The following is a 16,045-nucleotide window of genomic DNA, read 5'->3' as shown; positions in this document are numbered from 1 at the left end:
CGGAACTAGCCGTACACCGAGATCGCCGACTCGCCGATCAGGCCCTCGACCGCCTTGACGATCTCCTTCACCCCTGGGTACTCGGTAGCGACCCGGTTGAGCATCTGCCGCATCACCGGGCGGATGTCTTCGCCGATCGCGTCGAGGTACAGGGCGGACTCCAGCCCGAGAGCCCGGACCAGACCGGCGAGGACGTCGGTCTGCGGATCGGCCGCCTCGATGCCCTGGAGGACGTACCGGAGTCGACCCCGTACCCGGGGGATGACGGCCGAGTCGGTCGGCGGGTAGGCAGCGGTGCGACCGAACAACCGGCGGCGGCTGGTCTCGGTCACCAGGCCGCCGGCGACGAGCCCTGCACTGGTCCGCTGGTACGCGTCGACTGCGAGCAGTCGCAGCGTGTCCTGCACCGACATCGACGCCTGGTGCCCGGCCAGCATCGTCAGTGCCCAGTCCGCGACGGGGTCGCCGGTCATCTGATGGTCCACCACCACCGCTGCCGAGCCGCCGATGAGCCGGACCCGTTCGACCGGCATCACCAGGCCGACCAGGATCGCCCCGGCCAGCCCGATGGAGAGCGAAGGCCGGTGGGCCATGGGTTCGCCTGCCTCGGTGTGGGTCAGTACGAACAGTTCGCCCCGCAGCGGCATGCGGTTGTTCGGTGGGGTGGGTGTGAAGGGCTGACTCATCCCGACCTACCGGAGAGACCCGGCCAACTCCCGCAGACGCTGGTGCGTGCCCTGGTAGGCCGGCGCCCCGGAGAGTATGGCCTTGTCGATCGAAGCATGCATCGTGTAGTTCGGGTCGCACACGTTGCCCGGTGCGGCCAGGCCCGCCTGCGACACCAGTTGATAGGCGTCCAGCAACTCCAGACCGGTCAGGCCGACGGTCCAGGTGACCAGGTCGTGCTGGCTGATCCGGTAGGCGTCCTCCAACGGCCGGGCCGCGCCGATCGAGATCAGCCGGTCGTCCGTCTCGATCCGGGGCCACGGGGTGGTCACGCCCTTGATCAGCTCCACTGCGACGGTGACCCGCATGGCGGTCTCCACCGCCACTCCGCAGACCTCCCCCTGCCCCTGGCGGGCGTGCCCGTCGCCGAAGGCGAACAGCGCGCCCGGCACGTTGACGCCGAGGTAGACGGTGGTGCCGGCGCGCAACTCCGGGGTGTCCAGGTTTCCGCCGTGGGCATCCGGCACGATCGTGGATCGGGCCTCGCCACCGGCGGGCGCGACGCCGACCGTACCGAGCATCGGGTCCAGCGGCAGGTCGACCGTGAAGTCGGACCGGCGTGCGTGGTAGCGCACGATCCCGGCTTCGACGTCAATGTCGTAACGCCAGACCCGTTCCTCCAGTGGCGGTTGCAGCGTCGCGGTGGTGTGCGTGCTGGTCAACGCGCCGAAGTGCGGGAAGGTCGCCGACATGCCCCAGTCCCGGGCGGGGGTCAGGTCGGCGAAGTGCAGGGCCAGGGTGTCCCCCGGCTCCGCGCCGACGACGTGGAACGGCCCGACGACCGGGTTGAACGCCTGGCAGACCAGGGTGGGCAGATCGTCGACTGTCCGGACCGCACCGCCGAAGCAGTCTTCGGTGGTGGTGACCAGGACGTCCCCCGGCTTGACCTCGGCGACCGGCTGGTGACCGCCGAAGGTGTAGGTCGGCTGACCGCCGGATGGATCGTGACGGATGAGACGGGTCATTCGGAGTCCTCCTCGTTCTCCAGGCCGGACAGCACCGGGCGGCGGCCAGCCGCGTACAGCCCGATCAACACGATGATTCCGATGCCGAACCACACGAAGCCGAGGCGCTGCGCCGCGATGTTGGCGTTGACCACGACGTAGGCGAGGATCGCGAATCCGACGGCCGGCATGATCAGGTGGGCGAAGTAGTTCCGGCTGCGCCGACGGACGAGGTAGTGCCAGATCACCGCCAGGTGCAGCACCAGGAACGCGGTGAGCGCGCCGAAGCTGATCAGGCTGCTCAGCACGGAGATGCCGTCGTCGCGTGAGTTCATGTAGAGGCCGATCACCAGCGACACGGCAGCGGTCAGCAGGATGGCGTTGGACGGCACGCCGTGCTTCACGGAGACCTTGGCGAGGAACTTCGGCAGTTGGCGGTCCCGAGCCATGGCGTACAGCAGCCGGGAGGTCGCCACCTGGGCCACCAGGGAGTTGGCGAAGCCCCAGGCGAGTGCGGTGGCGATCGCGCAGAGCGTGGCCAGCCACGCACCGCCGGCCTCACGGGCGGCGTCGTAGAAGGCGACCCCGTCCGGGTCACCGGTCGCCAGCACCTCGGCCGCATTCGGCAACAGCATCGCCGCGACCCAGGTCTGGGTGATGAACAGCAGGCCAGCCAGCCCCAGGGCCGCCGCCATGGCCCGCCCGATCTGTCCCGCGCCACCCCGGTTCTCCTCGGCCAGCATGCTGATGCCGTCGAACCCGAGGAAGCTCAACACCGCGACCGAGACCGCGCCGAAGACGATGGGCCAGGTAAATGTGTCGGGGTTGAACAACGGTTCCACCGAGAACCCGGTGCCCTTGCCCTCCACCAGTGCCGTGAGGCCCACCGCCAGGAAGATCAACAGTACGATGACCTGGCCGATCAGGAAGATCCGCGTGATCGCCGCGGTGAGCCGGATGCCTCGGTAGTTGACTACCGTGTTGAACAGTACGAACAGGATGAGCCAGCCCCACACCGGAATCGCCGGCACCGTGGAGTGCATGGCGACCGAGGCCACCAGGTAGAGCATGCTCGGCACCAGTACGTAGTCGAGCAGCACGGCCCAGCCCGCCAGGAAGCCGATCGGCGCGCCGATGCCCCGACCCGCGTAGTTGTAGACGCTGCCGGCCAGGGGGAATGCCTTGACCATCTGTGTGTACGACGCCGCCGTGAACACCAGCGCGATCATGCCGACGAGGTACGTCAGGACGACCATCCCACCGGAGCTGCTGTAGACCGACCCGAAGATGCCCATCGGGGCGATCGGCACCATGAAGATCAATCCGTAGAACAGCAGGTCCGTAAAGCCCAATGTGCGGCGTAGCTCCTGCCGATAGCCGAACTGGGTCGGCTGCTCGGTACGCATTGCGTTGTTCCTCCCCTTTGGTGCGCCAGTCCGGTGTGCCGCCTCAGATGGTTGGCCCCCCTGAATCAGGGGTTGGGGTGGTCGGACTGGGCATATCAGTGTCGAGGTCCTGTTCCGCTGGCAGATCATGCAGTGCCCGGACGGGCAAGTGAAGAGCCAGCACGTGCGCCGGGTCAGCATAGATGTCGCAGCGTGGCGACTTGTGTCCAGAGTGGTATGTGTACGCTCTGCAATAAGGGCCGGGAGAACATCGTTATACGGAACGCCATCAGCGAAAACTGGAATGATTCACCTAAAGCTGATGATCAACGCAGCAAGCTGCGCTTCGGTCGACGAGTCCGATCCTGCGCTCCGATACGGAGCGCAACTTCACCCGGGCGGCCCCCTAAATCGCGCACGCTGAGTGATCACGATGGAGCCGGCGTACGAGGGCCGAGAAAGAACCGGGTCGACGGAGCCCACAACACCTGAAGGTGTTCGACTTCATGCCCGGTTGGATCTTCACAAAAATCCCCTGAGTGGGTGGCGTCCACCGATACTCGAGTGGTATCGGACCCGCAGGTTCGACACGACTCCGAGACAGCTGGCCGACGATCGACGACGGAGGCGGGGCAGCCGGCGACCGCACCAGGGACCGGAGCCCCGCCAACAGTCACACCCGGGGCCAGAGCCCCGCCAACAGTCACCCCGGATCGGGCCGACCCACCGTGACGGTGGGTCGGCCCGGGTGGAAGATGCTGCTGCTCGCCGTCAGCCGGAGACGTCCGGGGTCGCCCAGGAGTCGCGGAACGCGTACCGGGCGGGCGTGCCGGCGTACTGCAGGAAGGCATCCGCGTCGGACGTGCCACCGACCGCCTTGGTGTTGTGGTACGTCCGGCAGCCCTCGTAGATCATCTTTCCGTTGGTGAGGCTGGTGCCGTTGGCACTCACCAGATGCCGCCCCGCGAGCACGCAGTCCTGGTAGCGCACGATCGGCAGCCGGTTACTCGTGGCCTTGTACTCGTGGAAGCTGTACGGCTTACCGTTGCCGCCCTGCACGGCCCCCACGTCGGAACAGGATGTGAAGGTCACCGATCCGTTGTTCCAGTTGCAGTCGATGATCCGATGCTTGTCCGTGGCCCGGGGCTCGAACCGGACGCCGTTGACGTTCAGTCGAGCGGCCGTCGTGTTGCCGTTCGCCAGCGGCATGTAGAAGTACTTGCAGGTGTTCTGCGTTCCGTCGCTGTTTCCGACCATCGACCAGGAGCCACCGTAGACGTTGATGGATCCGCCGCGATCGAAGCGGAAGAAATTGCCCTTCCGCAGGGCGAAGTTGCACGACAGCACGAAGAAGTTGAGGAACTGGTTCTGCTGGTCGTTCGTGCCACTGATGCCGCCGCAGCGCAGGAACGAGTCCGTGTATTCCGATGCGGTGTCCGTCGAGCAGAGCATGAAGTGGTGCTCGCTGTTGTTGTTGGCCTGCTGGTCACCATCGATACCGATCACCCGGTCCCACTGGCCACGCCATTCGACATTCTGATACACGAAGTACTGGTTCTGACCGTAGCCGTACTCCGGATATTTGTAGGCGGTGTCGTCACCGTCCCGGGAATAGTAGTAGGCGAAGCGGTTGTTCGGGTTGGTCGAGCTGAAGCTCATGTCGTTGAAATAGACGTACCGCAATCGCATCGCCGCGGTGATCAGGTTGTTCTCGCGGGGGTCGGCATTCGCGGCGAAGCTGCTCGCGAAGTTGATGTTCGTCACCCGAGGGCCGCCGCCCCGGAAGCGCAGGCCGAAGATCTGGTCGGACTTGCCGGCGGTCGGCGACCACATCAACGTGTCCTTCTTGGTAACCAGGTACTGCCCCGGCGGGAAGTAGATCTCCCGCTGAGCATGCACCCCGGACCGGGACGAGACCGCTGCCGCGACCGCAGCCCGGATGGCGTCGGAGTCGTCCGTCTTGTTGTCACCCTTGGCGCCGTGGTCCCTGACGTTGATCGTGTAGACACCGTCACCTGTAGCGGCCTCGCCGACCGCAGGGGCCGCCACGGCCGGCGAGGCACCGGCGATCGCGAACGCGCCGACCCCGCCCGCCGCGCCGAACGCGAACCCACGACGGCTGAACATTCTTGGCTGCTCTGGCTCGCTCTGCCTTGCTGGCATACCGACGACTCTCCTCAGCGGTTCTGGCTCGAACTGGCGTCCAAGCCGGTCCACAGTAGATAGATCACCCGAAACCGGACAAGAAACTTGATCAAAAATTAAGGATCTTGTTTGCGGGCACTCCGGACCACGTACGACATCTCCCTGCGGGTACGGCTACCCGCAGCATGAGGAGTCAGGCTGGCCGCTGCATGAAGAGTCGGACTGGCTTCATCGAGTTCCAGTCCGGCAGACGGCAGGCTGACGACATGACAAAGTCACGTTCCCGCAGCACAGGCATGCTGGCACTGGTCGTCCTCGGATTCCTGGCGGCAACCGCAGTACCAGGCTCGGCCAACGTGCCGACCAAAACGTCGAAGCGGGAGAGCCGCCCGAAGGTCGCCGTCATCGGCACCGGGGGCACGATCGCCGGAAAGTCCGAAAGCCGGGTTGGTTTCCAGAGCTACCAGCCCGGCCGTACGCCGGTCGCCGAGCTGGTCGACTTCCTGCAACCCGAGGTCGGTCAGGTCGCCGACGTGTCCTCGGTCGACTTCGGCGAGAAGGGCTCCAGCGAATACACGATCGCCGAGTTCCACGACCTGTCCCGGCTGGTCGACGAGCAGTTGACCAAGGCAGACGCGGTGGTCGTCGCCACCGGCACGCAGACCATGGAGGAGTTGGCGTACTGGCTGGACCTGACCGTGCGCAGCCCCAAACCGGTGGTGGTCACCGGCTCGATGCGCCCCTGGACGGTCATCGGCAGCGACGGGCCGCCCAATCTCTACAACGCCATCACGCTCGCGGCCGGTCGACGTACCCGGTGCTTCGGCACTGTGATCATGATGAACGACGAGATCCTCGCCGCCCGGGACGCCACCAAGACCAGCACCACTCGCCTGGACACCCTCCAGTCACCCGAACTGGGCATCCTCGGCACGATGGACGAAAAGAACGTACGACTGCACCGCGCTCCCGCCCGGGTCCACGACTGCGCCCAGCCGAAGCAGTGGCGTACGCCGTTCGACCTGGCCACGATGCCGCGCGACGGGCTGGCCAAGGTGGAGATCGTCTACTCGTACGCCGATGCTGGCGGTGAGTCGATCACCGCGATGGCGGCGGCGGGAGTCAAGGGCGTGGTAGCTGCCGGCACCCCGTCCCCGGCACAGACCGCGGCGCTCATGTCGTCAACGCAGTCGGGCATGGCCGTGGTCGCGGCGAACCGTAACAACACCGGTGCCGTGTACGACACTCCCGGTCCGGTCATCCCCGCCGAGGATCTGCTGCCGCAGAAGTCCCGGTTGCTACTCCTGCTCGCGCTCAGCCGTACTGGTGATCCGGCCGAGGTCCGCAGCCTGTTCCAGCGCTACGCCGTACCGGAGTTCGGCCCGATCCGCTGACCACCCCAACCACCCCAACCACCCCAACCACCCCAACCACCCCAACCACCCCGGTTGATCAAGAGGTTTGCGTCAGCCAAGAACCAAAAGCTGACGCAAACCTCTTGATCAACGCGGTAGGGCGGGGGCAGGCGCAGGGGTAGATCGGCAGGCACCTACGTGCGGGGGCGGACGATCAGCTGACGCGGTTACGGGGACGGGTCAGGGCGAATCCGACCACACCTGCGACAGCGGCCAGGATGCCGCCCCCGATGGTCCAGTACCAGCGCGACGACAGGTCCGGCCACCGTACCCAGTCGAACCAGCCGTCATCCTCGTCACCAGCCGCAGCCGCGGGCGGCGTGCTGAGGGTCGGATCCTCGACCACCACCTTGCCCGGCTCGACCGGCATCGCCAGCGGCTGCTTGAGGTCGCCGCCCTCGGGCTTGGTGTCACCGTCGGACTCCACCCCGACCACCAGGCTCACCTCGATCGGCAGGCCCAACTCCTGCTCGGGCAGCGAGCTGCCGGAGAGTCGGACGTAGTAGGTGCCCGGCAGCGGATCACCGGACCACGGCTCCGCCCATGAGCGCACCTGCCGCAGTTCACAGTCGAGTTCGACGCTGGCAGCGGCCTTGGCCGCCACCGGGGTCTGTGCCCCGGCGACACACGCCTGCCGGCGACGCAGCCCGTCGAAGACCTCCACGGTCCAGGTGGAGTCGCCCTGCCGGGTCGCCGCCGTGGGCAGCGAGACGGTGGCCGCCACGTGGTGGGTCTCCCCCGCCTTGGCCGTGAACGACCAGTACAGGTAGTCACCGATGGAGGCACCGACTCGTACCGGTTGGCCGGGACTGATCCCGGCGGCGGTGAGGAACGAGGTGCCGGCCTTGTTCACCGTCGCGGCCCCCGGGGACGGGGTGGGTGTCTCCGCGCTGGCGGCCGCCGGCAACCCGACGGCGATACCAGCGGCGGCCAGCACCACCGCCGCCCGGCGGACCGAGGTCCGGGCCAAGGTCACGCCCGAGGCCGCACCCGAGGTCATGCCCGGAGCCGGTGCCGGCATCCGGGTCGAAGTCGTCCGCATCGTCATCGGGTCCTCCAGACCGCTACCCACCAGCGCGTCAGCCAACCGACGAGCAGGCCACTGAGCAGACCCGCGAGGGCCAGTACGCCCAGCAGCACCCAACCCCGGCCGAGACCCGGGCTGTTCGGGGCGGGCGAGGCGTCGACCAGGTCGATGGTCAGTTCCAGCGGCATGCCTGGCGCCTGACCGGCACCGGCCGCTGCGGAGAAGGAGTTGCTGACCACCAGGCAGACGACGGTGGGCTCAGGGGCCTTCGTGGTCGACTTCGTGAAGATCCCGCCCTGGTCGTCGTCCTCCGCCTCTTCCTCATCTTCGTCGTCCGCCGCCGACCAGCGCAGACCGGTCGACAGTACGTCGGTACGACCGCTCCCCGCGTCGTTGCCCCGGACCAGTTCCCGTCCGTCGGTGGCGGTGGCTCGCAGCAGTACGCCGTAGTCCCGGTTCAACGGCCGGTCCAGGCCGATGCTGACCGAGGCCCGCAGTTCCTGTCCGGGCTGGACCGGAATCCGGTACCAGCGGTGCTCCTCGAAGCGCTCCCGGTCGGTGTAGACGCCGGCGGTCAGCACCGGTGCCTTGGCGCAGACGTCGGTGCCGGTCACCTTCGCCGGAGTCTTGGCGTGGGTGTCCTTGGCCCGTTCCACGATCTGTTTGATCCGGCGGGTCAGGTCCTCCTTGCTCTGCGCGGAGGTGTACGTCCCGCCGGTCGCCGCGGCGATGCAGACGAGCTGCTTGCGTACCTTCTCGTCGGGGATGAGGCCGAGCGTGTCGACCACCAGGTGGGTGCCCTGGGCGGCCAGTTCCCGGGCCACCTCGCACGGGTCCGGCGGCGCACAGGTGTCCTCGCCGTCGGTGATGAGCACGATGCGTCGGGTCGTCTCACCGGTGCCCAGGTCCTTGGCTGCTTCCCGCAGGGCCAGCCCGACCGGGGTGAAGCCGGTGGGGCGCAGGGTGGCGATGGCGTTCTTCGCCTTCACCCGGTCCACCGGGCCGACCGGTACGAGCTGCTGGGTGTCCTGGCAGCCGACCTTCTTGTCGTCGCCACCGTAGGTGGCACCGAGGACCCGGATGCCGAGGTCCGTCGTCTCGGGCACCGCGTCCACGACGTCGTTGAACGCCTCCTGGGCGACCTCGATCCGGGTACGACCGCCGATGTCCTTGGCCCGCATCGAGCCGCTGACGTCGAGCACGAGTTCCATCTTGGGCGGCTCGACCGGTTCGGTCTCGGGTTCGGCGGCGTAGGCGGGGGGAATGCCCAGTGTCGGGAGGGCGACCAATAGTCCTAACAGGACCATTGGGAGCCGTCTTTTGATGATCACGGCGACGATCCTAATGAGACTCGTTGGATCGCCTGCGGTTGGCAGGATAGGACTTCGTCAAAGTGGGCAGGCGAGTACGTCCGGTGACCAATCGGACGTCACTCGGAGCGTGACGGCAGCCCCGAGAGCATCGCGGAGTGGCGCGGAAGGTTGACGGAAGCCGGTGTGTCGAGCACCCGGCCACCGGCTCCTGGCACCTGCCAGGGCTGCTGCTCGTCCGGCTCCGCGGGTTTTGACGATGACGCCAGTCGATCGCTCGGGGTGACGACCGGCGACCCGGTGCGCAGCTCCCCGCGTCCCACTGCCGGATTCCCGGCACGGTTCGTCGATTCCGCTGGACTTCGAGCGCCGGCCAGCATGGGAGCCGACCGCTGTGGCTCCTCACCGGGCAGCGGCCGACGCGACCGGCCGGTCAGGTCCAGCCGAAACGGGGTCGCCGGTGACCAGGGATCGTCCGGTGGCGTACCCGGGGTGTTCCGAGCCGCTCTGCCCACGCTGACACCGGCGGTGCCAGCCGCCGGTTGGGAACGAGTGCCGCCGGCCGGCGGCGCAATCCGGGCGGCCGGGCCACGTGGGAGCATGGGCGGGGTGGGAGTCCGCTGGCCGGTCAACTCCGGGGCGACCGGCCGTGGGCCGAGACGGCCGAGTTCCTCGGTCAGGCTCGCTGGCTGCGCATCGGTCGGCGGCGTCGACCGGCCGTCCGGGCCTCGGGATGTACCACTGCCCGGTGGCGGCCAGCCACGGCCGCCCAGCGACGGTGGCGGCCGCTTCGACAACGCGTCGGCGGCGCTCGCCGCCTGGGCCGGGTTCGCACCTCCGGGCCGTCGCGGGGGCATCGGCAGGCTCGGCGGACGCATCGGCTGTCGGGGTTGGCCCGGCTCCCCCGGTTGGCTTGGAGGCCCGAGCTGAGCCGGGTCCTTTGACAGCGACGCCGATGGCCGGAGTGGGGGTGTCGGCGTGGACGACATCGACGATCCGCCCTGGCCAGAAACGTCAGCCGGCCGGCTGCCGGGCAGGGCGACGCTCGGCCGGCTGGGCGGTGCCGGAACAGCCGGCGTACGCGACACCGGAACTACTGGCGTACGCGGTGAGGTTGGCGGGATCAAACCCTGCGGCAGTGGTTGTGGCACCGGACCGCCGGGTCGACTGCCGCCCGGCCGTCCTATCGAGCCTGGTGGTGTCGGCACGGGGCCTCGGGACGCCACCTGACCGGCCGGCAGGACCGGTGGCGAGGGCGGCGGAACACCCAGCCCGCCAAGGGCCTGCAGGACCGGTGGCATCGGTGGTGCAGCGCCCAGCCCGGCGAGAGTCGGGGCCGCCGGGGCCGGCGGTGGGGGCATCCCCGTACCGGCCACGCCGGCCGGGGCGCTCGGGGGAGCCATCCGCTCCTGCGCTTGCTTCACCATCTCGTCGAGCAGGCCGAACAGTCCGCTGACGTTGATCGACTTTGGGCCCTCGAACTCCGGCGGCGGGGCCGGACGCATGTTGGGATCGGCCACGAGCCCGAGCAGGGGTTCGACTATCCGCATGGCCCGTATGCTGAACTGGTCGTCGAACCACTGCCATTCGAGTGGTGTCCGGACCAGGGTGGGCGAGCCGTTGGCCGTGAGATCGACATAACCGCCCCCGGAGTACCGCGCCAGCTGCATCCGGTATTCGTCCCACAGCGTCTGCATGGCACTCTGCACCTGGCTGATCTTGTCAGCGATGGTGTCCAGCGCCTGCGCGTTGTCCAGTGCCGCCGTAAGGGCGCTGTTCGCGACCTTCCGGATCTTCGCCCCCTGGGTCATGAAGGCATCCGCTGCCTCCCCCTGCCAGGTCTTGGCCAACTCCTCGTCGTACAGCGACAGGGTGATCTGGAGATTCAGCATCCGGCCGGCGAACGCCCGGTACGTCTGCGCCGCCTCGTAGAGCCGTTCATCGCTGAGCAGTGCGACAGCCCGCCAGACCTGGTCGATCGGGGGCCCGCCGTAAGGAATATACTCCGCCATCGACTCGGCCTTCTCGATCTGGGCGGGACGCTACTGGTCCGGTAGCGACTCGGACAGCCGGGGATCGAACGGCCGGGGGTACCTGCCGTAGTTCTCCTCGGTCCGTGTCACGATCGCCGGTGCGGGAATTCGCCGCGACCCCTCGTCGTACGTGCACTCGACCGGCGGAGCGATCATCGGCTCGGTGTAAATATCCTGGCCGTAGCGGTACGGCACCCAGACGCCGACCTTCTGCACCACTTTTCCATTGTCGAGCTCCAACATGTTGTACGGCAGCGGCTCGTCGGCCGACACACCGCCGGGCTTCACCCGGCAGATGTCCGGTCGGATCTCGTTCTCCGGGGTGCTGCTCCGCCCGGGGCCCCATGGCTGGTTCGGGTCCGGATCACTGATATAGACGGTCACGGCTCCGGTCAGGGGATTGACCTGTACGTCCTCCCGCTCACCCGGCGGAGCTGTCCTCGTTTGATCCGCCTGCTGCGCCAACGCGGCTTGGCGTTTCTTGTACGCCTTCTCCTGCTCGGCCAGATTGAGCTGGATCTTCTCGTACTCCGTTGCCAGCTTCTCATTCGCCAACTGCAGCGGATCGGCGTCCCCCAGCCGAGCGGTGAACAGCTTGGTGACGTCGTCGGAGTCGATGCGGTTGAGGCCGTCCGCACCGATCTGGTCAGTGACCTGGTAGGCGAAGCCAAGCATGCTGGCGCCGAGTGCGAGGTTGGTCAACCCGAACGTCATGTCCTGGCTGAGCCCCTGGAACTTCGTGACGTTGTCGAAGCCGGCGCTGCCGAACTCGTCCAGTTCGGAGAAGACCTCAGAGTCGGTACTACCGAGGAGAAACAGCATCAGGGTCTCCAGGGACCGGCTGCTGTCCGTCGCGAACTCCTGACTCATCGCGTCGATCCGCGACCGGTACGTGTCGAGGTCGTCGAGGTTGACCCGGACCTGCCCGCCCGGCCCCGTCGCGTCGTCGTCGGACATCGACACCCTCCCGGTTGTCGGGGCCGGCGGACCGACCCGACCCGCAGCTCCACGGCGACTGCGGGCATTCACGATGATAGTCGTCGTAGGCACCCGAACAGAATGGCCGAAGCGAGCAGACCTACGACGGCGACCGCCAGGCCAACTGCACCAGCCGGGGGCCGTGTCGGCGGTCGACCAGCCAGCCCCGCCCCGGCGGCTGGGCCGACGGCCGGACGTTACCCAGCAACGGCCCCTCGTCGGCCGCACCGGACATCAGGATGCCGGGCACACCCAGCTCCCGCAGCTGCAACTGCACCTGCTCGTAGGCACCGCGTGCCGCCCCAGCGGTGCGCCGCGCGACGATCAGGTGCAGGCCGATGTCCTCGGCCTGGGCGAGGAATTCCCCCAACGGTGCCAGTGGATTGTTCTGCGCCCCGGCGACCAGGTCGTAGTCATCGACCAGGACGTACAGCTGCGACCCCTGCCACCAGCTCCGGTCCCGCAACTGTTCGGCCGTCACGTCCGGGCCTGGCAGCCGGGCCCGCATGGCCGTCGCCACCTCTTCGATGATGTTGCGGGTGACGGCGGCCGACGTGCCGTACCCGACGAGATGGCTGTCCGGCACCGAACCGAGCAGTCCCCGCCGGTAGTCGACGACGATCAGGCGAGCCTGGCGCGGCGTGTTCCGCTCCGCCAGGGATCTCGCGAGCAGGCGCAGGAAGCCGGTCTTCCCGGAGCCGGAGTCGCCGTACACGATGAAGTGCGCGTCGGTCTCGAAGTCGATGGTCACCGGACGCAGGTCGAGCTCGGCGATTCCCACCGGCACCCCGGGACGGTCCGCCTCGACCGGCAGTTCCTCGTACGGCAGCAGGGTCGGCAGCAGGCGGACCGGTGGGGCGCTCGGGCCCGTCCAACCCTCCCGGATCTGCCGGATCAGCGCGGCCTGCCCCTCGCTGGCGGTCTCCGCGTCCTGCCTGCCGTCCATCCGGGGCAGCGCGGCGAGGAAGTGCAGTCGCTCCGGCGTGATGCCCCGCCCGGGAACCTTCTCCGGCACGTTCATGGCGGTACGCCGGTCCAGCGCCGAATCACCCGGCTCACCCAGGCGAAACTCCAGTCGACTCCCGAAGATGTCCCGGACCGCCGGACGGAGGTCCAACCACCGGGTCGCCGAGACGACCAGGTGCACGCCGTACGACAGGCCCCGGTTGCCAACCTCGACCAGCGCCGTCTCGATGTCGTCGAACTCGGAGCGCAGCGTGCCCCAGCCGTCCACCACGACGAACACGTCACCGAAGGGGTCCTCCGGGAACCGTCCCGCCGCCCGGGCCCGCCGATAGCTGGCCATCGAGTCGATCCCGTGTTCGGCGAAGAGTCGTTCCCGCTGTTCGAGCAGCAGCCGTACCTCCGCCACCGTGCGCCGCACCTGGCTGGCCTCCAGCCGGGTGGCCACCCCACCCACGTGCGGCAACTCGCGCAGCCCGAGCAGGCCGCCCCCACCGAAGTCGAGGCAGTAGAACTGCACCTCGCGCGGGGTGTGACAGAGCGTCATGCCGACCACGAAGGTCCGTAGCGCCATGCTCTTGCCGCTGTGCGGCCCGCCGACGATCACCACGTGCCCGGCAGCACCCCCCAGGTCCAGCCAGAGTGGGTCCCGGCGCTGCTGCGACGGCCGGTCCACCACGCCGAGCTGCGCCCGCAACGCGCCATGCAGGCGATCGTCCGCCACGGTCAGGCCCCGTCCGGGAACCACCCGGATCGGGGGGAGCAGGTTGTCCAGCGTCGGCGGGTCGGTCAGCGGTGGCAGCCACACCTGGTGGGCGGGGGCACCCCGCCCCCGCATCCGGTCGACCAGGACGTCCAGCAGGCTCTCCCCGTCCACCTCGTCGACCGGGGCCGGTTCTTCGGCCTCGGGGGTCGGCAGCGCCGGCGCCAGGTACTCGGTGTGGTAGACCCGCACCTGGTCGACCGGGACGACGTGCGACGTACCGGCCGCCGGATCGGGCAGCGCTCCGGAGACGTACGCCGCCCGGAACCGGGCGAGCGCCTCGGTGGCGAACCGGAGGAAGCCGTGTCCCGGGGACCGGGGCAGTTCGTACGCTGCCGCGTCGCCGAGCACGACCCGGCTCTCCGCCGCCGAGAACGTCCGCAGGCCGATCCGGTAGGACAGGTGGGTGTCGAGCCCGCGCAGTCGCCCCTCCTCCAGGCGTTGCGAGGCGAGCAGCAGATGGATGCCGAGGGACCGACCAACCCGTCCTATTTGGACGAACATGTCGACGAAGTCGGGCTTGGCGCTGAGCAGCTCGGAGAACTCGTCGCAGACGATCAGCAGGCTGGGTAGCGGCGCGAGCGCCGCGCCGCTGGCCCGCGCCCGCTCGTAGTCTCGCTGCGACACGAAATTGCCACTGGCCCGGAGCAGTTCCTGACGGCGGGTCAGCTCGCCGTTGATGGCCTCCGCCATCCGGTCGACCAGCGGCAGCTCGTCGGCCAGGTTGGTGATGACCGCGCTGGTGTGCGGCAGCGTCTCCAACCTGGTGAAGGTCGCCCCGCCCTTGAAGTCGATGAGCACGAAGTTGAGCAGTTCCGGGTCGTGCGTGACGGCCAGCGCGAGCACCAGGGTACGGAGCAGCTCGGACTTGCCGGAGCCGGTGGCCCCGATCAACAGGCCGTGCGGCCCCATGCCGTCCTGCGCCGACTCCTTGAGGTCCAACTCGACCCGGCCACCGTCCTGGCCGACGCCGATCGGCACCCGCAGCCGGTCCCGCGGTGAGCGGGCCACCCAGGTGGTGCCCGGATCGAACGTCCACGGGTCGCCGAGACCGAGCAGCTCGGTCAATCCGACGTCACCGGTCATCCGCGGCTCCGTACGGGTTCCGCCGTGCAGGCGGATCGGCGCCATCTGCAACGCCAGCGCCAACGCGACGTCCGGCCGCAGTCCGTCGGCCCGCCCGGCTTCGGCCGTCCCCTCCGCGGTGGTCGTACGCAGCGATCCCTGCGCGTCGACGTCGAGCACCAGCGTGTGCCGGTCGAGGATCCGGGGTGGCGCCGAATGCAGGTCGAGCACGGTCACGCCGCTGCGGCCCCCCTCGGTGAGCAGATGACCCGACCCGGTGCCGTCACCCCCGTCGAGGAGCACCAGTACGTGCGGGGTGGCCGTACCGGCCTGGGCATGCCGCTCGGGCGACCGGCTGTCGAACCGGGGCCGTCCGGCCACCACGTCGTCGAGCATGGTCTCCAGGCCGGAGATGCTGGTCGACACGAGGCGCAGGGCCCCGAGTCCGTCGGTCCGTCCGGGGTGCAGGGCGTGCGGCAGCCACTTGGTCCAGGACCACTGTGACCGGTTGCCCTCGGTCAGGCAGACCGCCACGAGCAGGTCGTCGGGGGCGTGAAAGGTCGCTGCCTGGGCGATGAGGGCGCGGGCCAAAGCCCGGGTGCGCTCGCCGTCGCCGCGTAGGTAGACCCGGCTGAACCCGTCCAGCGCCATGACGATGGGCAGGTCCGGCACGATCGCGTACGTGTGCAGGAAGCGGCGCAGGCTGGCGGCGCAGAGCGGGTCGAGGTCCTCGACCGCCTTGGTCTCCGGTGGCACCAGCGGGGTGGCCAGTTCGGCCGGACCGAGCCCGATCCGGACCGTGACGAAGTCGGGTTCGCCGCTACGCCGTTCCCACAGTCGGGGACTGGCCGCGATCGACCAGAGGCTGTCCGGGTCCGGATGGTGGTGCAGCTGCGCGGCCCGCTGCCGGGTCACCGTTCGCCGCACCGTACGCCGCCGCTGGCTCAGGTGCTGCATGAACTGGCGGCGCGCCGTGATCAGCTGCTGCCGGTTCTGCCCGCCGGCCGACATGCTGAGCTGAGAGAAGATCATGCCGAGCGCGGAGACACCGAAGAGACCACCGGTGACGTACGCCAGGGAGCTGCCGCCCTGGCCGGCGAACATCAGCGCCATCGCGCACGAGCCGGCCAGCATGGGCAGCATCATCATCATCTGGGCCCAGCGCTGGCCGCCGGCTGGTGGTATCTCCGGTGGCGGGTCCAGGATCAGTTCACCGGTGGGATATTCGGGTGCCGGCATCCGCGGCGGTCTACGGTGGACGGTGAAGGCCATTCGGCGGTCCAACCTCCCG

General features: G+C 68.7%; 10 protein-coding genes. 1 reads left to right on the top strand and 9 read right to left on the bottom strand.

Features of this window, described 5'->3' with window-relative positions; all coding sequences use genetic code 11:
• Positions 1 to 5 precede the first annotated feature (5 nt).
• The 4 genes from FHR38_RS19660 to FHR38_RS19645 all read right to left on the bottom strand — a co-directional run bounded on the left by FHR38_RS19660 (position 6) and on the right by FHR38_RS19645 (position 5,182).
• Positions 6 to 686 carry a GOLPH3/VPS74 family protein gene (locus FHR38_RS19660; RefSeq protein ID WP_184536055.1) on the bottom strand — a complete coding sequence of 227 codons (681 nt, stop codon included), beginning with the start codon at positions 684 to 686 and terminating at the stop codon, positions 6 to 8.
• Positions 687 to 692: 6 nt separating this feature from the next.
• Complete coding sequence (locus FHR38_RS19655; RefSeq protein ID WP_184536054.1) at positions 693 to 1,691, bottom strand: acetamidase/formamidase family protein; 999 nt, start codon at positions 1,689 to 1,691, stop codon at positions 693 to 695.
• Positions 1,688 to 3,076: an APC family permease gene (locus FHR38_RS19650; protein ID WP_184536053.1), complete on the bottom strand. Its 1,389-nt coding sequence runs from the start codon at positions 3,074 to 3,076 to the stop codon at positions 1,688 to 1,690. The genes FHR38_RS19655 and FHR38_RS19650 overlap by 4 nt, the downstream gene beginning before the upstream one ends.
• A 750-nt stretch (positions 3,077 to 3,826) precedes the next feature.
• Complete coding sequence (locus tag FHR38_RS19645) at positions 3,827 to 5,182, bottom strand: glycosyl hydrolase family 28-related protein (protein WP_184536052.1); 1,356 nt, start codon at positions 5,180 to 5,182, stop codon at positions 3,827 to 3,829.
• 284 nt (positions 5,183 to 5,466) lie between these two features.
• Here FHR38_RS19645 and FHR38_RS31625 point away from each other — a divergent pair, with 284 nt between their 5' ends.
• Positions 5,467 to 6,594, top strand: coding sequence for an asparaginase (locus FHR38_RS31625; protein WP_221449089.1), 1,128 nt, complete (start codon positions 5,467 to 5,469; stop codon positions 6,592 to 6,594).
• A gap of 175 nt (positions 6,595 to 6,769) precedes the next feature.
• On the opposite strand, the gene FHR38_RS19635 is transcribed toward FHR38_RS31625, so the two are convergent.
• From FHR38_RS19635 to eccCa, 5 genes are all read right to left on the bottom strand, one after another.
• Positions 6,770 to 7,615: a peptidase gene (locus FHR38_RS19635; RefSeq protein ID WP_184539929.1), complete on the bottom strand. Its 846-nt coding sequence runs from the start codon at positions 7,613 to 7,615 to the stop codon at positions 6,770 to 6,772.
• A gap of 44 nt (positions 7,616 to 7,659) precedes the next feature.
• Positions 7,660 to 8,973 carry a VWA domain-containing protein gene (locus tag FHR38_RS19630; RefSeq protein WP_184536051.1) on the bottom strand — a complete coding sequence of 438 codons (1,314 nt, stop codon included), beginning with the start codon at positions 8,971 to 8,973 and terminating at the stop codon, positions 7,660 to 7,662.
• A gap of 98 nt (positions 8,974 to 9,071) precedes the next feature.
• Positions 9,072 to 10,964, bottom strand: coding sequence for a WXG100 family type VII secretion target (locus FHR38_RS19625; protein WP_184536050.1), 1,893 nt, complete (start codon positions 10,962 to 10,964; stop codon positions 9,072 to 9,074).
• 30 nt (positions 10,965 to 10,994) lie between these two features.
• On the bottom strand, positions 10,995 to 11,942 hold the full coding sequence (locus FHR38_RS19620) for a hypothetical protein (protein ID WP_184536049.1): 948 nt from the start codon (positions 11,940 to 11,942) through the stop codon (positions 10,995 to 10,997).
• A gap of 121 nt (positions 11,943 to 12,063) precedes the next feature.
• Positions 12,064 to 16,026, bottom strand: a complete 3,963-nt coding sequence (eccCa, locus tag FHR38_RS19615) for a type VII secretion protein EccCa (RefSeq protein WP_184536048.1) — start codon at positions 16,024 to 16,026, stop codon at positions 12,064 to 12,066.
• Between the last annotated feature and the right edge of the window lie 19 nt (positions 16,027 to 16,045).

It is taken from the genome of Micromonospora polyrhachis (genome assembly GCF_014203835.1).
GTDB lineage: Bacteria > Actinomycetota > Actinomycetes > Mycobacteriales > Micromonosporaceae > Micromonospora_H > Micromonospora_H polyrhachis.
This window is presented reverse-complemented; position numbering and strand designations above follow the sequence as displayed.